The 17,625-nt window shown below is 70.6% G+C and carries 15 protein-coding genes and 1 tRNA gene; 10 read left to right on the top strand and 6 right to left on the bottom strand.

The window, feature by feature from the left end; genetic code table 11:
* Positions 1–71 precede the first annotated feature (71 nt).
* The 3 genes from R4I43_RS32025 to R4I43_RS32015 are packed head-to-tail and all read right to left on the bottom strand — an operon-like array spanning position 72 to position 2,456.
* Positions 72–734 carry a response regulator transcription factor gene (locus R4I43_RS32025; protein WP_324269460.1) on the bottom strand — a complete coding sequence of 221 codons (663 nt, stop codon included), beginning with the start codon at positions 732–734 and terminating at the stop codon, positions 72–74.
* On the bottom strand, positions 734–2,188 hold the full coding sequence (locus R4I43_RS32020; protein ID WP_324269459.1) for a sensor histidine kinase: 1,455 nt from the start codon (positions 2,186–2,188) through the stop codon (positions 734–736). The genes R4I43_RS32025 and R4I43_RS32020 overlap by 1 nt, the downstream gene beginning before the upstream one ends.
* The gene (locus R4I43_RS32015) at positions 2,178–2,456 is read right to left on the bottom strand and encodes a hypothetical protein (RefSeq protein WP_324269458.1); all 279 of its coding nucleotides are present in this window, start codon (positions 2,454–2,456) and stop codon (positions 2,178–2,180) included. Before R4I43_RS32015 ends, R4I43_RS32020 begins: the two co-directional genes overlap by 11 nt.
* A 139-nt stretch (positions 2,457–2,595) precedes the next feature.
* Here R4I43_RS32015 and R4I43_RS32010 point away from each other — a divergent pair, with 139 nt between their 5' ends.
* Positions 2,596–5,814: a glycosyltransferase gene (locus R4I43_RS32010; RefSeq protein WP_324269457.1), complete on the top strand. Its 3,219-nt coding sequence runs from the start codon at positions 2,596–2,598 to the stop codon at positions 5,812–5,814.
* Between the two features lie 80 nt (positions 5,815–5,894).
* Here the strand turns inward: R4I43_RS32010 and R4I43_RS32005 are convergent, their stop codons facing one another.
* Positions 5,895–7,148, bottom strand: coding sequence for a hypothetical protein (locus R4I43_RS32005; protein ID WP_324269456.1), 1,254 nt, complete (start codon positions 7,146–7,148; stop codon positions 5,895–5,897).
* Between the two features lie 221 nt (positions 7,149–7,369).
* On the opposite strand from R4I43_RS32005, the gene R4I43_RS32000 reads away from it, so the two are divergent.
* Both R4I43_RS32000 and msrA read left to right on the top strand, forming a co-directional pair.
* A complete protein-coding gene (locus R4I43_RS32000; protein ID WP_324269455.1) occupies positions 7,370–8,794 on the top strand; it encodes an acyltransferase family protein in 1,425 nt (474 codons plus the stop codon).
* A gap of 21 nt (positions 8,795–8,815) precedes the next feature.
* A complete protein-coding gene (msrA, locus tag R4I43_RS31995; RefSeq protein WP_324269454.1) occupies positions 8,816–9,472 on the top strand; it encodes a peptide-methionine (S)-S-oxide reductase MsrA in 657 nt (218 codons plus the stop codon).
* Between the two features lie 120 nt (positions 9,473–9,592).
* On the opposite strand, the gene R4I43_RS31990 is transcribed toward msrA, so the two are convergent.
* Both R4I43_RS31990 and R4I43_RS31985 read right to left on the bottom strand, forming a co-directional pair.
* Positions 9,593–9,665: transfer RNA gene (locus tag R4I43_RS31990), tRNA-Gly, on the bottom strand.
* A gap of 104 nt (positions 9,666–9,769) precedes the next feature.
* The gene (locus R4I43_RS31985; RefSeq protein ID WP_324269453.1) at positions 9,770–10,168 is read right to left on the bottom strand and encodes a PPOX class F420-dependent oxidoreductase; all 399 of its coding nucleotides are present in this window, start codon (positions 10,166–10,168) and stop codon (positions 9,770–9,772) included.
* 288 nt (positions 10,169–10,456) lie between these two features.
* On the opposite strand from R4I43_RS31985, the gene R4I43_RS31980 reads away from it, so the two are divergent.
* The 7 genes from R4I43_RS31980 to R4I43_RS31950 all read left to right on the top strand — a co-directional run bounded on the left by R4I43_RS31980 (position 10,457) and on the right by R4I43_RS31950 (position 17,511).
* Complete coding sequence (locus R4I43_RS31980) at positions 10,457–10,894, top strand: DUF983 domain-containing protein (protein WP_324269452.1); 438 nt, start codon at positions 10,457–10,459, stop codon at positions 10,892–10,894.
* 44 nt (positions 10,895–10,938) lie between these two features.
* Entirely contained in the window at positions 10,939–11,790 is an 852-nt protein-coding gene (locus R4I43_RS31975) for an Fpg/Nei family DNA glycosylase (protein WP_324269451.1), read from the top strand.
* A 167-nt stretch (positions 11,791–11,957) separates the two neighbouring features.
* Entirely contained in the window at positions 11,958–13,211 is a 1,254-nt protein-coding gene (locus R4I43_RS31970; protein ID WP_324269450.1) for a histidine kinase, read from the top strand.
* A gap of 9 nt (positions 13,212–13,220) precedes the next feature.
* Positions 13,221–14,132 (top strand): S49 family peptidase, encoded by a 912-nt coding sequence (locus R4I43_RS31965; RefSeq protein WP_324269449.1) that lies wholly within the window; start codon positions 13,221–13,223, stop codon positions 14,130–14,132.
* 299 nt (positions 14,133–14,431) lie between these two features.
* Complete coding sequence (locus R4I43_RS31960; RefSeq protein WP_324269448.1) at positions 14,432–15,268, top strand: LytR/AlgR family response regulator transcription factor; 837 nt, start codon at positions 14,432–14,434, stop codon at positions 15,266–15,268.
* Positions 15,269–15,311: 43 nt separating this feature from the next.
* Positions 15,312–15,683, top strand: a complete 372-nt coding sequence (locus R4I43_RS31955; RefSeq protein ID WP_324269447.1) for a hypothetical protein — start codon at positions 15,312–15,314, stop codon at positions 15,681–15,683.
* An 85-nt stretch (positions 15,684–15,768) separates the two neighbouring features.
* Positions 15,769–17,511: a sodium/solute symporter gene (locus R4I43_RS31950; protein ID WP_324269446.1), complete on the top strand. Its 1,743-nt coding sequence runs from the start codon at positions 15,769–15,771 to the stop codon at positions 17,509–17,511.
* The last annotated feature ends 114 nt before the right edge of the window (positions 17,512–17,625 follow it).

Here is a 17,625-nt window from a genome sequence, read left to right as displayed (position 1 = left end):
GTGACCGCGCCGCCCGTCAGCGGGCGGGAGGCGGGGTGACGCGGTGGAAGTAGGAGTTCACGGCAGCCACTCTAACCACCGAGCCGGTAGCCCATGCCGCGCACGGTGCCGATACGCTCGTTGCCGATCTTGCGGCGCAGCGCCCGGACGTAGACGTCGACGACGTTCGAGCCGGGATCGAAGTCGTAACCCCAGACGTGGGACAGGATCTGCTCGCGGCTGAGGACCTGGCCGGGGTGCCGCAGGAACAGCTCCAGCAGCGCGAACTCGCGGGCGGTCAGGTCCACCGTGCCGGCGGGCACCTGGGCGCGGCGGGTGCGCAGGTCCAGCGACAGCTCGCCGTCGCGCAGCACCGTGACCTCCTCGGACCGCTCCGCCGAGCGCAGCCGCAGCCGGATGCGGGCCAGCAGCTCCTCGAACCGGAACGGCTTGGTCATGTAGTCGTCCGCGCCGCCCTCCAGCCCGGCGACGGTGTCGTGCACGGTGTCCCGCGCGGTCAGGATGATCACCGGGACCGTCACCCGCTTCGCGCGCACGTCCCGCAGCACCGAGAACCCGTCCTGGCCGGGTAAGCCCAGGTCCAGCACGGCCAGGTCGTACTCGCCGCCGGTCAGCTGGTGCAGCGCGGAATCGCCGTCGGCGATGACGGTGGTGGTGAACCCGTTGGCCCGCAGGCCCTTCTCGATGAACGCCGCGATGCGCTCCTCGTCCTCGACGATCAGGATCTTGCTCATCACACGTCCCCCGTGGTCGTCGCGGGCAGTTCCAGCCGGAAGGTCACGCCGGTGCCGGGCGAGGAGCGCACCAGGACCCTGCCGTGGTGCGCGTCGGCGATGGCCCGCACGATCGCCAGCCCCAGCCCCGCCCCGCCCTTGCGGCCGTTGCCGTGGGTGAAGCGCTCGAAGATCTTCTCCACCTCCGCCGGGTCGACGCCCGGGCCCTCGTCGCTGACCCACAACTCGATGGTCCCGTCCCCGACGGCCGAGCCGATCCGGATCGTCGAGCCCTCCGGGGTGTGCTGCACCGCGTTCTGCGCGAGCTGCACCATCGCCTGGGTGATCCGCTGCCCGTCCAGCGCGAACTCGCCCTCGCCGATCTCCGACAGCACCCACCGCCGGTCGCCCAGCGACCGCACCTTCGCGTCGATGTCGCTGGTCAGCTCGGCCAGCGACACCGTGGCGGGGGAGACGAAGTCCGGCCGGTCGGCCTTGGCCAGCACCAGCAGGTCGTTGACGATGCGGGTCATCCGGTCCAGCTCGTCGGTGCACAGCCGGACCACCTCGTCGCGCTCGGCGGGATCGACGCCCAGCAGCTCCAGGTTGCCGCGCACGATGGTGATCGGGGTGCGCAGCTCGTGGCCGGCGTCGTCGACGAACTGGCGCTGGATGCGGAAGGCGTCCTCCAGCCGGTCCAGCATCGCGTTGAACTGGTCGGCCAGCGCGGCGATGTCGTCGCGGCCCTCCACCGGGATGCGCCTGGTCAGGTCGTGCTCGGTGATCTCGGCGGCGGTCTGCCGCACCGCGCGCACCGGCGCCAGGATCAGGCCCGCCACCACCCACGAGATCAACGCCGCCAGCACCACGCCCAGCGCGCTGACCAGCAGCAGCACTCGGACGCTGCGGTCGACCTCGGCGGTCTCGGCCGCGACGTGGTGTTCGATCACGAACCACGCGCCACCGCCCTGAGCCGTCTCGGCGCGCACCTTCACCCAGTGCACCGGGCCGGCCGCGGTGTCCAGCACGCCGTGCGCCTCCGGGGCGTCGATGATCCGCTGCAACACCGCCCGGTCGTGCGCGACGGCCTTGATCGGCTCGGTCTGCTCCTGCGACACCACGCCCAGCCCGCCCGCGGCGGGCCACGCCCCGATCAGCGCCTCTTCCGTGTCCGGGTACTGGTGGCCGAGGTAGTTGCGCAGCAGGTCGCCCGGATGGGCCAGCATCATGCCGCTGACCGGATCGCGGCCGCGCTCGGCGAAGGCCACGAACTCCTTGGCCTCCTGCTCCAGCGAGTCGTTCACGCGTCGGTCCATTTCGTCGTGCAGGTACTCGCGGACGATCACGATGACCGTCAGCAGCACCAGGACCAGCACCAGCAGCAGCCAGCCCATGATCTGGGCGCGCGCCGGGACGCGAGTGCCGCGGCGACCGGCGAGCCTGGTCAGCGGGCGGGTGGGCGGATCAGTCGTCATGGCCGTCCGTCACGTCGTCATCGTCCGAGTCGTCGTTGGGCGCAGGTGGCGGCAGTTCGGCGGGCGGTGGCGGCGCGTCGGAAGGGCCGGGAACGGCGGGGACCGGCACGCCCGAGCTGGGGGCGGGGCCGGGCGTGCTGCCGACGCGCACCGTCTCCGGGACTTCGGGCGCACGCGCGCCACCGGTCAGCGCGAAGCTGACCAGGACGGCGACGATGGGCAACGCCAACGCCGCGAGCAGCAGGACTCCCCGGGGAACGGAACGCATGGGTCCACTCTGACGTCTCGGGGACAACCCCGGGTGAAACGGAGATGAGAACCTCCTCATCTTCCTCGCCGGAACCGGCCACGGCGGCCGGCGCAGGGGCGATAACCTGCGACTGGATTCACAACTCGGTGAGGGGCGCATGGACGAGCGGCTGATCGACTGGACCGGGGAGCGCTGCGTTCCCTGGACCGAAGACGTGCAGGTGGTCTACGAGCACTACCACCGGTACGCGCTGGCGGCTCCCTTCGCGCGTGGCAAGCGGGTCCTCGACCTCGCCTGCGGCGAGGGCTACGGCGCCGCGCTGCTGGCGTCCGAGGGCGCCGAGGTCGTCGGCGTGGACATCGACGAGCGGACCGTCGAGCACGCCCGGCACAACTACGCGGGCCGCGACGTCAGCTTCGAGGTCGGCTCGATCACCGACCCCGAGCTGCTTTCCGGTGCCAAGCCCTTCGACGTGGTGGTGTGCTTCGAGGCCATCGAGCACGTCTCCGACCACGCGGCGGTGCTGCGGCTGGTGAAGTCGCGGATGAAGCAGGGCGGGCTGTTCCTGTCCAGCACCCCCGACACCGCCGTCTACAGCCACGAGCACGGCAACGACAACCCGTTCCACGTCAAGGAGCTCACCGCCGCCGAGTACGAGTCGATGCTGGAGGAGTCCTTCCGGCACGTCGCGGTGCTCAAGCAGAACGTGACCGTCGGCTCGATGGTGGTGCCCGCCGACCACGGCGACCGCGACACCGCGATCGAGGGCGTCCGGCTGCAGACCATGGAGCGCACCGACGCCGGCGACTGGTCGGTGAGCCAGGGCGTCCCGCACACCTACCTGCTGGGCGTGGCCTCCGACAAGCACCTGCCGAAACTGCCCGCCGCCGCCGTGCTCACCGACGCGAAGCTGACGCTGGCGCGCGCCGGGGACACCGCCGAGCTCATCGCGCAGCGCGACGAGGCGGTCGCCGACGTCGCCAAGCTCAACGAGCTCTACCAGCGCAGTCGCAGCGAGGCCGACGAGCTCAAGGCCGCCATCGCGCGGCTGGAGGAGCTGCGCAAGACCGAGGAGCAGCGGGCCGACGTCAACAAGGCCGAACTCGTCGAGCTCCACGAGCGGCTGCGGGAGCACGACCTGCAGGCGCAGCGCGACACCGCCCGCGTCGAGTGGCTGCGCGACACCGCCGCCCGGTTGGAGGGCAAGCTCGCCGACGCCGAGCGCCGCGCGGCGGAGCTCACCGCCGAGAACGCCGAGCTGGCCGCGCAGAACTCCGCGCTGGTGCAGCGCGCGGTCACCAAGTACCGCCAGGTCGTCGAGCGCGTCGCGCCGCGCGGCACCACTCGCCGCGACGCATACGAGATCGCGCTCGGCCGCAGGCCCGGCATCCCGGAGGTCGCCGAGCAGGTCGAAACCGGGCCGCTGCCGGTGCCTTCCAGCGACCGGCCGCTGGTCAGCGTGATCGTGCCGGTGCACGGCAAGTGGCCCTACACCCGCCAGTGCCTGCGGTTCCTCGGCGGCCACCTGGTGTCGGTGCCGTTCGAGGTGATCGTCGTCGACGACGCCTCGCCCGATGACAGCGCCGAGAAGCTCGCCGCCTGCGAGGGCGTGCGGCTGGTGCGTGCCGAGCGCAACCTCGGCTTCATCGGCGCCTGCAACCTCGGCGCCGAGCACGCGCGCGGCGAGCACCTGTTCTTCCTCAACAACGACGCCGAGGTCACCGAGTCCTGGCTGGACGTCCTGGTCGACACCATCACCTCGGACCCGAAGATCGGGCTGGTCGGCGCCAAGCTGGTCTACCCCGACGGGCGGCTGCAGGAGTGCGGCGGCATCGTCTGGGCCGACGGCAACGGCTGGAACTACGGTCGCGGAACCGACGGCAGCGGGGTCGAGTTCAACGTGCTCCGCGACGTCGACTACTGCTCGGGTGCGGCGATCCTGGTGCGCGCGGAGCTGTTCCGCCAGGTCGGCGGCTTCGACACCCGGTTCGCCCCCGCCTACTACGAGGACACCGACCTGGCGTTCGCGATCCGCGCCGCCGGCTACCGGACCGTTGTCCAGCCGAAAGCCGTCGTGGTGCACCACGAGGGCGTCTCCAACGGCACCGACATCAGCTCCGGGGTGAAGAAGCACCAGGAGCTCAACCGCCAGGTGTTCGTCGAGAAGTGGGCGGAGACGTTGCGCGCCGAGCACCTCCCGGAGGCCTCGCCGCGCAACCTGTGGCTCGCCCGGCAGCGCGGCGCGCGCGGCCACCACGGACCGATCGTGCTGGTCAAGGACCACCAGGTGCCGCGCCCGGACTTCGACTCCGGCTCGGTGCGGATCTTCCGGGTGCTCGAGCAGCTCGTCGAGCTCGGCTACCGGGTGGTGTTCTTCCCCGGCAACCACGCGCCGCTGCAGCCCTACACCGAGGACCTGCAGCAGATCGGCGTGACCGTGCTGCCGCAGCCGGAGCTCCAGCAAGCGTTCCTGCACGAGGCCGGGGCGGAGATCTCGCTGGCGCTGCTGTCCCGGCCGCAGGTTGCCTGGAGCCTGGTGGAGGAGCTGCGCACCCGCGCGCCGCAGGCCGTCATCGCCTACGACACCGTCGACGTGCACTTCCTGCGCCTGGAGCGGGAGGCCGAGCTCGCCGAGCGGCAGGGCGAGCCCGACCGCGCGGAGGCGTTGCGCCGCAAGGCGTTCGCCTCGCAGCAGATGGAGCTGGGCCTGACCAGGGCCTGCGACGTGACGCTGGTGGTCTCCGAGGCCGAGCGGACGCTGCTGGGCGAGCTGGTGCCCGAGGCGGACGTGCGGGTGCTGTCCAACGTGCACGAGATCGACCACGCGCCGGTCCGCGTCGGAGGACGCCGCGACGTGCTGTTCGTCGGGAGCTTCGACCACCCGCCGAACGTCGACGCCGCCCGCTGGGCCGCGCGCGAGATCATGCCGCTGGTCCGCGAGCGGTGCCCGGACGCCGTCCTGCACGTCATCGGCAGCAACCCGACCGGCGAGGTCGAGGCCCTGGCGGGACCGGGGTTGGAGGTCCACGGCTGGGTCGAGTCCCTGGAGCCGCACTACGCGCGGGCCAGGGTCACCATCGCCCCGCTGCGCTTCGGCGCGGGCGTCAAGGGCAAGGTCGGCGAGAGCCTCGCGGTCGGCGTCCCGGTCGTGGGCACGACGGTCGCCGTCGAGGGCATGCACCTCAAACCGGGTCAGGACGTGCTGGTCGCCGACGACGAGGTCTCCTTCGCCGCGGCGGTGACCCGCCTGCTCACAGAGGACGACACCTGGACCGACATGGCCGCCTCGGGCCGCACGGCCATCGAGGCCCAGTTCGGCCCCGAAGCCTCCAGGGCGGCGCTCGAAGCCCTGCTCACCGAGATCCCGACCGGGTGAGCGAAGTCTTCCCGCGGTGAAAGAAGGGCCGCCACCTCGGAACGTCGAGGTGGCGGCCCTTCTCCCGCTTCAGCCGGTGGTCACTCGCGGACGGTGGGAGGGGTCTGGGTGAGCTGCTGGTCCAGGGTGGCCTTGAACGCCTGCTGAGCGGCGTCCTTCTGCTCCGGCGGCCCGCTCACGTCGATGATCACCGCGTAGTTGTGCGCCACGTAGGCGGTCCGGAACGTCGCGCTGGTCGAGACGACCGAAACGCCCTGGTAGGAGAGTTCCTCCACCTCGGACAGGCCCTGCTGCGCGGCCAGGTACTTGTCGACGACGGTCTTGGCGGTGTTGGCGTCGGGCATCTTCAGCGCGAGCAGCGTCGTCTTCGGCTGCACGGCGTCGGTGCCGTTGAACCAGCCTTCGACGAGGCCGTTCTGGAACGCGGTGTCGAGCACGGTCTTGGGCTGCAGCAGTCCGCCCTTGGCGCCCTGCAGGTTCGGCAGGTCCAGCAGCCCGGTCCACGGGTGCGCCGGGCCGTTCGCCGCGATCAGCACCTCCTGCGTGGTGGCGGGCGGAGCCTTCGCCGCCGGCGGTTCCGGCAGCTGGGGCGTGGTCGGCGCGGGCGGCGGGGGCGGGGGAGCGGCGGTTTCGCGCTCGGGCTGACCTCCGCCGCCGGTGAAGTAGAAGACGACCGCGACGATCACCACGACCAGCAGCACGGCGCCGATGGACAGGCCCGCGACCAGCTTGCCCTTGCCGGACTTGCCGGCCGACTCGAAGACCTCCGGGCCCTGCCGCATCCAGGACGCATCGCCGGAATCGCCGGATCCGGGCAGGTCATCGCCCCACGGCGTGCCCGTGGTCTCCACCGGGCCCCAGCCCTGCGGGCCCTGCTTCTGGCCGGTCCACGGCGGCGGCGACTGGCCCCACTGCGGGGGCGGCGGGGTCTGCGGAACGCTGACGATCTGGGTGCTGTTGGAGTCCGCGGGCGGCTGCTGTTGCTGCTGGGCGAACGGGTTCGGCACGACCTGCGTCGCTTCCTCGCCGGTGCCCTGCTGCGGCTGCTGCTTGGCGGCGTCGCCCCAGCTGAACGCGGGCGGGAACGGGCTCTGCTGCTGCGCGGGCTGGGCGGGCTGCTGCTGCGGGAAACCCCCGGACGAGGGATCAGCCGGTGGTGTCGGGTCCTGCTGCGGGAAACCCTCCGGGTTCGACGGCGCCTGACCGCTCTGGTCGGTCTGACCGCCCTGCGCCCTGCCGAGCACGGCGTCCCTGCGCTGTCGGTACTCTTCGGCGGAAATGCGTCCCGCCGCGAGCTCGGCGTCGAGGTTCTGCAACTCGTCTTGCCAGGTCACCGATAGCGCCCTTTCCGGATTTCCATGAACGCCGCTGCTGCGAACGAAGCCATTCTGGCACTCGGCGACAGCATCGGGGGGCACCGGCCGAATAACGATGCGGTCTGCGCTCTGGTCCGGACGGGTGTCCGGGTTGTAAAGGGTCCCGAACCGCGAGGGGCCCGGCTAGGCTACGCAGCGTTGACGTCCGCTTCGGGCACGAATCGATGGGGTGAGCTGGGTTGAGTGCTGCGCGCGTGGTGCACGCTCGCCCGGAGTTGTTCGCCGCCCCGAACCACGGCTTCGCCTGGATCCGGATGATCGGTGCGCTGCTGGTCATCTACGGTCACAGCTCCCCGCTGGTCGGCAGCGGCGAGCTGTTCCCGCCGGAGTGGCCGGTGCAGCCCGACGAGGGCGTGCTGATGGGCTTCTTCGCGCTCAGCGGTTTCCAGATCACCGAGAGCTGGATGCGCGACCCGCACGCGCTGCGCTTCGCGGTCAAGCGGGTGCTTCGGCTGTGGCCGCCGATGCTGACGGTGTCGGTCGGCATGGCCCTGGTCGTCGGACCGATGATCACCACCTTGCCGCTCGGCGAGTACTTCCGCGCGCACGAGACCTGGGGATACATCGTCAACAACGCGGGTCTGCTGACCTTGCGGCACGACCTGCCGGGGGTGTTCGAGCAGAACCCGTGGCCGGGCGCGGTCAACGGCTCGCTGTGGACGCTGCCGATGGAGCTGCTGGCCTACGCCGGCCTGTTCGCGCTGTTGCTGCTGGGCACGGCCAAGGAGAAGTTCCGCTGGCTGTCGGTGGTCGTGCTGATCGGCCTGATCGCCTGGGACCGGTACCTGGAGCAGACGCCGGGCGCCGAGTCGGCGGGTTCGCTGCTGAGCGTTCCGGTCGAGTCGCTAGTGGCGTTCCTGGTCGCCTTCGCGCTGGGAGTGCTGCTCAACCTCTACCGGATCCCGCTGTCGCCGCTGGCCGCGGGCGCGGGCCTGGTCGTGCTGGTGGTGATGGGCAACAACATCACCGCCTCGGCGTGGATGGCCTTCGCGGTCAGCTACGCGGTGATCGTGGCCGGGCACTTCTGGCCGGCGAAGCTCACGGTGCCGGGGGTCTGGGTCAACGGCAGCTACGGCGTCTACGTCTGGGGCTTCCCGGTCCAGCAGCTGCTGGCGCTGGCCGGGATCCGCGACCAGTGGCTGATGCTGCTCTGCGCGGCCCCGATCGCCTACGTGCTGGGCACCCTGTCGTGGAAGTACGTCGAAGACCCCACGATGCGCCTCCGCCACCTCTTCGACTCCGCTCCCGCGAAGGAGCCGCCTCCTGCGGCGGACCCGGCGGACGTGCCGACCGAAACCTCCTCCCCGCAGCCCGGAACAGCGGGTCATCGAGCTCCGGCGGTGGAGGACGCTCCCACCGAGGTCTTCGTCCCGTCCCGGCCCGGTCCGGTGCGCGCTCGCCCGCCGATGAACGGCACGCGGCCGGTCGGGCCACCGCCGGAGCGCGGGCTCCCGCGCCGTCCGGCGCCGCGCCGCCTGCCACCGGAGGAGTCGCCGCTGGCCAGGCGGCTGTCGGGGGAGATCGAGGAGCCACCGCGCGGCAGGCACGCGCGCGCCCCGGAACCGGGCCGGTACGGCGATCCCAACGGGCTGGACCGCCGCTGACCACCGCGTACCCTGGGGACCATGTTCGGTGCGAAGCTGAAGATGATCGACCCGTCGTCGGCGCTGCCCGGCCGGGACGCGGCGATGCCGGTGGACGAGCACCACGCGGTGTTCCCGGAGCGTCGCATCGTCCCGCCGTTCCCGGAGGGCCTGGCCACTGCGGTGGTCGGGATGGGCTGCTTCTGGGGTGCGGAGCGCGTGTTCTGGCAGACCGAGGGCGTGTGGACCACCGCCGTCGGCTACGCGGGCGGCTACACGCCGAACCCGACGTACGAGGAGGTCTGCTCGGGTCTGACCGGCCACACCGAGGCGGTGCTGGTGGTCTTCGACCCGGAGAAGGTCAGCTACGCGCAGGTCCTCAAGGCGTTCTGGGAGAACCACGACCCCACCCAGGGGATGCGCCAGGGCAACGACCTCGGAACCCAGTATCGCTCGGCCATCTACTACACCGATGACCAGCAGAAAGCCCAAGCGGAAGCCAGCCGCGAAGCCTTCCAGCGAGCCCTTGCGGCAGCGGACGAGGGCGAGATCACCACCGAGATCGCGCCGCTGGACCACTTCTACTACGCCGAGACCTACCACCAGCAGTACCTGTCGGACGCCAAGAACCCCAACGGCTACTGCGGCCTCGGCGGCACCGGCGTCTCCTGCCCCGTCGGTCTGGGCGTCGACGGCTGATTCGTCGTGCGGGTCCCACTGCTCTCCGGTGGGACCCGCGCAGTCATCCGGACGACGTCCTGGAACCGGCACGACAAAGCAGTGGGGCCGAGGTGTGAAAACCTCGGCCCCACTGCTGCGAGCGGATGACGGGACTCGAACCCGCGACCCTCACCTTGGCAAGGTGATGCGCTACCAGCTGCGCTACATCCGCGTATTCATCGCCTCCCGGTGACTCCCGCCCCCGGTGGGCTGTTGGTGAATACTTTAGCTCATGGTTCGGAGGCCGTTCACCGGGGGTCCCCCTTCGTGCTCCGGCTAGCCGATCGCGCTGGTCGGGGTGAGTCGCAGCAGCACCCTGCTCTCCGCGCGCATCGCCTCTCGGTAGGACTCCCAGTCCTCGTGCTCGCCGGAGATGGCGCGGTAGTACTCCTCCAGCAGCGGCAGCGCGTCGGGGAGCTCGACGATCTCGACCTCGGCGTCGATCTGGAACCAGCGCCCGAAGAACGCGTCCGGCAGCACGCACAACCAGGCGCGCGGGTCGCGCCGGAGGTTGCGCACCTTCCCCGAAGTCGACCGCGTGCTGATCACCACTCGCCCCTCGGCGTCCACGGCCGCCAGGACCGGCGTCATCAGCGGTGTTCCGTCGCCGCGCGGGGTCCCCAGCACGGCCCGGTGCTGCTCGCGGACCAGCTCGCGCGCCTCGTCGACATCCATCCGGCACCTCCCGACTCCGCCCGCGAGGGGCGAGAACCGCAGGATTCGCCCTGACGAGTACCGCGCTTCTCGCCCCGCGGGGTCCGTTCCCGGAGGGTAGTGGTTCTGCCGGGTTGTTTCCGGGTTCGAGGGTTGGCCCGGGGGCTCGGCATGATCGACAATGGTGGGGGTGAACACGCACCGGGAAGGTGCCATGAGCGGTACCGTGGCGTCACGCTCGGTGACGGGTGTTCTTCGAGTGGCGAATTGGCGTTCGAGTGACCAGCCCGGGTGGGCGGGGAGGCGACGATGAACCGGGTGGTGCGGGGCTCCGATGGCCGGGAGTGGACGATCAGGGCGAACCTGGAGTGGTCCAACCCGATCGTGGTGGACGAGTTCGAGCACGACGTCAACGGCGGTTCCACGCCCGCGATCGTGGTGGGAGCGGCGCTCGCGGCCCTGGTGGTGGTCTTCATCGCCTGGACGCCGGCCGAGGTGATCATCCCCAGCTGGCTGATCGCGCTGATCGTGATCGCGATCCTGTTCTTCCCGATCCGCTGGGTGCTGCACCGGCCCTGGACGCTGACCGCGTCCACGCCGGGTGACGCCGACGAGAACCCGCCGGAGACCTGGGTGGGCGTCGTGCGCGGCTTCATCGAGGTGCGGCAGGAAGTCTCGCAGGTGGCGAGGCACATCGAGCTCTACGCCGAACCCGACATGAACGGCAGGCTCCAGCCGACGGAGTAGGAAACGCCACCACCGCGCCGGCGCTGGTGGGGCACACTGGGTTCGTGCCGGAACTTCCCGAGGTGGAGGCGTTGGCCCAGCACCTCCGCGACCACGCCGTGGGGCGAACGGTGGCGCGCGTGGACGTCGCCTCGATGAGCGCGCTCAAGACCGCCGACCCGCCCCACACGTCGCTGCACGGTCGCGAGGTCACCGCTGCCGCCAGGCACGGCAAGCACCTCGACCTGGACTGCGCAGGCCTGCACCTGGTGTGCCACCTGGCGCGGGCCGGCTGGTTGCGCTGGTCGGACAAGCTCTCCGCGACTCCGCCCAAACCCGGACGAGGCCCGATCGCGCTGCGGGTGCACCTCGGCGGCGTCGGTTTCGACCTGACCGAGGCGGGCACCCAGAAGAGCCTGGCCGCCTGGATCGTCGAGGACCCGGCGCAGGTGCCCAGCATCGCGAAGCTGGGTCCGGACGCCCTGGAGATCGACGCCGACCGCTTCGCCGCGCTGCTGGAGGGACGCACCGAGCGGATCAAGACCGTGCTCACCGAGCAGTCCACGATCGCGGGAATCGGCAACGCCTACTCGGATGAGATCCTGCACGCCGCCAAGCTCTCGCCGTTCGCCACGGCGGGCAAGCTCGACGCCGCCGCTGTGGCCCGGCTGCACGGCTGCGTCCAGGAGATCTTGCGCGACGCCGTGGACCGCTCGCTGCAGCAGGACGCCGCGCGGCTCAAGGCCGAGAAGCGGTCGGGCATGCGGGTGCACGCCCGCACCGGTTTGCCGTGCCCGGTGTGCGGTGACACGGTGCGGGAAGTCTCCTTCGCGGACCGGTCGATGCAGTACTGCCCGACGTGCCAGACCGGTGGGAAGCAGCTGGCGGACCGCAGGATGTCCCGGCTGCTCAAGTGAGTTGTCCACAAGCTGTGGACAACTTCTGGGGTTGTGCACAGGTGGGGCCGGCCGAACGGGGGACGGATTCCGCTGATCGGAAGGCGGTCGTACCGTTCACCGATGGAAACATCGCACTGGCCGTAGCCACCTTGATTCGGAGTGTGCCACTCGGGCAGATTGATGTTGTGGCGGAGTTGTTGACAGAGCGCATGGTCCTGACCACGCTCGCGGCACTCGCCGTGCTGGGCATGTTCGTGCTGCTGTGCCGGGCGCGTCGGGTGAACACCTCGGTGGAGGACGCCACGCTGGCGGCTCTGCACCGGGTGACCAGCGCGGCGCCCTACCTGCGCGAGGGCCTGAACCAGGAGTCGGCCGACAAGACGGGCCCGCACCTGCGGGAACTGCTCGCCTGCGTGGCGGTCGGCATCGTCGACGCCGACGGCACCCTGCTGACCTGGGACGGAGAAGCCAACCACCACTACGCCGACCTGCGCACCAAGATCGAGCAGGTGCTGCGCACCGGCAAGCGCGACTTCCTCGACCACGGGGACGTGGTCTGCGAGCAGCGGCCCTGCCCGATGCGGCACGCGGCGGTCGTGCCGCTGCTGGTCGAGGGCCAGGTCCGGGGCGTGCTGACGGTGATCGCCGGCGGCGACCGCAAAAGACTCCTCAGGGCGGCCGCGGAGGTCGCCCACCACGTGTCCACCCAGCTCGAGCTCGCCGAGCTGCAGGAGTCCAAGGAGCGCTTGGCGCTGGCCGAGGTGCGCGCGCTGCGGGCCCAGATCTCCCCGCACTTCATCTACAACGCGCTGAACACGATCTCCTCGCTGATCCGCACCGACCCGGAGCACGCGCGCGACCTGCTGCAGGAGTTCGCCGACTTCACCCGCTACTCGTTCCGCAACAGCGGTCTCTACACGACGCTGGCCGACGAGATCCGCAACATCGACCGCTACCTGACGCTGGAGAGCGCGCGCTTCGGCCCGGACCGGCTCAACGTGCAGCTCAAGATCGCCCCCGAGGTGCTGCCGGTGGTGGTGCCGTTCCTGGCGCTGCAGCCGCTGGTGGAGAACGCGGTCCGGCACGGGCTGGCCAACAAGCCCGGCGGCGGGACCGTCTCGGTCACCGCCGAGGACAACGGTTCCGAGGCGCTGATCAGCGTCGACGACGACGGCATCGGGATGGACCCGGAACTGCTCGACGCCGAGCTGGCCAACGCCCACCTCACCGGTGCGCACGTCGGCCTGGGCAACATCAACAACCGGATGCGCGCCACCTTCGGCAACGACTACGGGCTGATCGTGGAGACCGAGAAGGGCGCCGGCATGAAGGTCATCATGCGGGTGCCCAAGTTCGCCCCCGGTGTGCGGCCGGAGCCGCTGCCGCAGGTCGAGGAGCCGGGCGTGGGTTTGGCCGCCGGGCCCGCCGCGGGCCGGTAACGTCGGGGTATGGACGAGAAGGCACCGCAGAAGTTCGTCGACGTGGTCACGGCCAAGCTGCCCAGGGAGCTGACCGAGAAGTTCACCGGAAAGCTGCCCGGCGTCGCCGAGCGCGGCCCGGTCGTGGCGGTGGTCAAGCTGCACGGCGTGATCACGCCCCAGCCGTCGCCGATGGGGCGGCCCTCGATCTCGCTGCAGGCCGTGGACTCAGCGCTCACGCGCGCGTTCTCGCACGACCGGCTCGCCGCTGTGGTGCTGTCGATCAACTCGCCCGGTGGCGCGCCCACCCAGTCCGCCCTGGTCGCGGACCGGATCCGCGGGCTGGCGAAGGACAAGGACGTGCCGGTGCTGGCGTTCTGCGAGGACGTCGCCGCCTCCGGCGGTTATTGGCTGGCCTGCGCGGCCGACGAGATCTACGCGCACCAGACCTCGCTGGTCGGTTCGGTCGGCGTGGTCAGCGCCAGCTTCGGCATGACCGGTCTGCTGGACAAGCTCGGCGTCGAGCGCCGGGTCTACACCGCGGGTGAGAACAAGGTCCGGCTCGACCCGTTCCGGCCGGAGAAGTCCGAGGACGTGCAGTGGCTGCGCGGGCTGCAGGACGAGCTGCACGGCCAGTTCCGCGGCTGGGTGCAGGAGCGTCGCGGCGACAAGCTCAAGGGCACCGAGGACGAGCTGTTCTCCGGCGAGGTGTGGACCGGTTCGAAGGCCGCTGAGCTGGGGTTGGTCGACGGCGTCGGCACGCTGCGCGAGATCATCGAGAGCAAGTTCCCCGACGCCCACGTGCAGACGGTGGAAGGGCGCAAGCCGCTGCTCGCGCGGCTGGGCATGTCCTCGGGCGTGTCCCGGAATCCCGTGGCGAACCTGATTTCCGGGCTCGACGCACTGGAACACCGCGCCATGTGGGATCGTTTCGGCCTGTAGGCCTCGTGCTCCGGGTCCCCGCCGGGAAGTCTCGGCGGGGACCCGTTTTGCGCGGTGTTCCGGAGAGAAGTGGTCCGGTTCGACGATCGGATCTGGGTCCGTCAGGTCAACCGACTGATCCAATCGGGCGAAATTCGGCTTCGCAGAGCTGAATATTGCCGCTGCCCCCTCGTGGAGGACCCTTGTGCTGCGCTAACAACTAGGGTGCGCGGTCACTTTCGCGGATCGGTGCGGGAGGCACCGAAGGGACATCGGGACATGGACAGTGCGCCGAAGGCGCGGCACGATATGGCGTTGCATTGAGTACACGAGAGAACTCCGCCGGGCTCGTCGTCCTAGCCGTCGATGACGAGCGGGCCGGGCTCGACGAGATGAAATTCCTGCTCGGCAGCAACCCTCGCGTCGGGCGGGTGCTGACCGCGTTCGACGCCGCCGAGGCGCTGCGCCTGCTGCGCAGCGACGATCCGGAGCTGATCGGCCGCCGCGACGATGATGAGTCCATTGTGGACGCAGTGTTCGCGGACGTGTCGATGCCGGGGCTGTCGGGCATGGAGCTGGCTCGGGTGCTCACCGCCTTCCGCAACCCGCCCGCGCTGGTGTTCATCACCGGGCACGAGGAAAACGCGCTGGAAGCGTTCGAGGTCGGCGCGCTGGACTACATCATGAAGCCCGCCAACGCCGACCGCGTCGACCGGGCGCTGCGCGGCATCGAGAAGAACAAGCAGCAGTCCGGCCAGAGCAGCGCTCCCAAGCCCCTCGAAACCCCAGCCGCCGACGACGACGAGGTCATCCCCGTCGAACTCGCGGGCACCACGCGGATGATCCCGCGCAAGGAGGTCCGCTGGGTCGAGGCGCAGGGCGACTACGCGCGGCTGCACACCACCGAGGGCTCGCACCTGGTGCGGATCCCGCTGGCGCAGCTGGAGGAGCGCTGGGGCGAGGCCGGGTTCCTGCGCATCCACCGCTCGTTCCTGGTCTCCCTCACGCTGGTCACCGAGCTGCGGATGTCCTCGTCCGGTTACTCGGTGGTGCTCGGGGGCGGACCGGCCAAGGAGCTGCCGGTCTCCCGCCGGCACACCAGGGAGCTCAAGGACCGCCTGGTGAAGGCGCCGCGCGACAACTGGGGTCAGCAGTGAGCGGGGCCGGATGAGCCCGGAGAGCTTCGACGTTCGAGCCCGGTTGAGCGAGTTATCGCCCAGGCCGAGGCGCAAGCGCGTCGTGCTCGCCGACCGGCGCGGACCGCACGTCCCGCGCGTCCGCGTCGAGGCGGAGGTGCAGACCGGAGCGCTCGAAGGGCTGGTCCGCGACCTGGTCGAGAAGCAGCTCAAGGCTGCGCTGCTGCTCTCGGGGATCGTCGCCGCGGTGATGCTGGGCCTGCCGCTGGCGTTCTGGCTGGTGCCCTCCCTCGGCGCCTTCGAGGTGTTCGGACTCCGGTTGCCGTGGCTGGTCCTCGGCGTCCTGGCCTACCCGTTCCTCGTCGTCGTGGGTCTGCTGTTCACCAAGAAGGCCGAGCGCAACGAGGAGGACTTCCTGGGGATGCTCGAGGAATGACGGGTTTCCGCTGAGGCGTTTCGGTTCCGTCGGCTGCTCTGCGTAAGGTGGTCGCGACTCTTGGGCACCAGGGTGGCTGGGTGAGATGTTGTCGAACTTGTGGTCCGTGGGCGGCGTCGTCCTGATCGTCGTCGCGACGCTGGGCATCGGCCTGTGGGGCTCCCGCTCGGCTCGGACCACCGATTTCTCCGCCGCTCGCAAGCCCGTTCGGGAAGAGCGCAACGCCGCGGCCATCTCCGGTGAGTACCTGTCGGCGGCCTCGTTCCTGGGCGTGGCGGGCCTGGTCGTGAAGGACGGCGTCGACGCCCTCTGGTACCCGATCGGCTTCACGGCGGGATACCTGGCGCTGATGCTGTTCGTCGTCGCCCCGATGCGGCGCTCCGGCGCGTACACGATGCCGGACTTCGTCGAGGCACGGCTGAACTCGTTGAGCCTGCGCTCGCTGTCCACGGTGATCGTGGTGGTGGTCGGCTGGCTGTACCTGGTGCCGCAGCTGCAGGCGGCCGGGATGACGCTGTCCGCCGTCGTCGGATTCCGCTACCAGGCGGGGATTCTCGTCGTCGCGCTGATCGTGCACGTCAGCGTGGTCAGCGGGCTGCTGCGGGCGGTCACGCTGGTGCAGGCCTTCCAGTACTGGGTGAAGCTGTTCGCGATCACCCTGCCCGCGTTCGCGCTGCTGATGGTGTTCCTGGTCAGCGGGCAGCGGCAGGCGCTGGAGGAACCGCGCACGCCGTTCTTCCAGCAGGACACCACCGTCCGCGTCGAGACCGACGTGACGCTCCAGGTCAGCGAGCCGGTGTGGCTGACCTCCGCGGAGGAGCCCGGGGCGGCGGGTGCGCTCTACCTGCAGCCCGGCGACTACCCGGTGCGGGCGGGCAGCGAGCTGCGGTTCCCGGCCGGTGCGGCGGTACCGGTGGTGACCGGTTCGGTGCCGGACAACGCCACTTGGCTGCGCCCTCAGCAGGACGGGCTGTCGGGCCTGCTGGAGACCTACTCGGTGCTGATCGCGACGTTCCTGGGCACGATGGGCCTGCCGCACGTGCTGGCCCGCTTCTACGCCAACCCCTCGGGCGCGGGCGCGCGCCGGACCGCGCTGTACGTGCTGGGCCTGCTGGGCGCGTTCTACCTCTTCCCGACGATCTTCGGGCTGCTGTCCCGGCTGTACGTGCCGCAGCTGCTGGTCACCGGTCAGACGGACGCGGCGGTGCTGCTGCTGCCGCACGCCATGCTGGGCGACTGGGTCGGCGGGGTGCTGGCCGCGATCACCGCGGCGGGCGCGTTCGCCGCCTTCCTGTCCACCTCGTCCGGCCTGGTGATGAGCCTGGCCGGCGTGCTGTCCTCGCGGGACGTGCTGTGGGGCCGGACGATGCGGTTCCGCTCGGCGGCGGTGCTGTCCTGCGCGGTGCCGGTCGTGCTGGCGCTGGCGGTGGACGACCAGGACATCACGCGCAGCGTGGGCGTGGCGTTCGCGATGGCCGCCTCCACGTTCTGCCCGGTGCTGGTGCTGGGCATCTGGTGGCGCGGGCTGACCGCGGCCGGGGCGGCGTGGGGCATGATCACCGGCGGCTCGCTGGTGCTGATCTCGGCGGCGGCCTCGCACTTCGCAGGGCACGAGGGCGGGTGGGCCGAGCTGGCCGGACAACCGGCGCTGGTCACGGTGCCGCTGGCGTTCGCGGTGACGTACTTGGTCAGCCTGGCCACCAGGGCGCGCGTTCCGGACGGCGTCTCGCGGCTGATGCTGCGGTTGCACGCGCCCGACCGGCTGGGCTTCGTCGACGGCAGGCCGCTTGCCGAACCGGCGCCCAAGCAGGGCCGCCACGAGCGCTGAATTCGCGGAATCGACGCTTCCGGGAGACGATCACCCCTACGGCTGAACGGGTGGTTGATTTCGACCTTAACTACTTTCTGTGGAAGGCTCGCCCATGAGGGCGCGCGATCAATA

This window comes from Saccharopolyspora mangrovi (genome assembly GCF_035320975.1).
GTDB lineage: Bacteria > Actinomycetota > Actinomycetes > Mycobacteriales > Pseudonocardiaceae > Saccharopolyspora > Saccharopolyspora mangrovi.
This window is presented reverse-complemented; position numbering and strand designations above follow the sequence as displayed.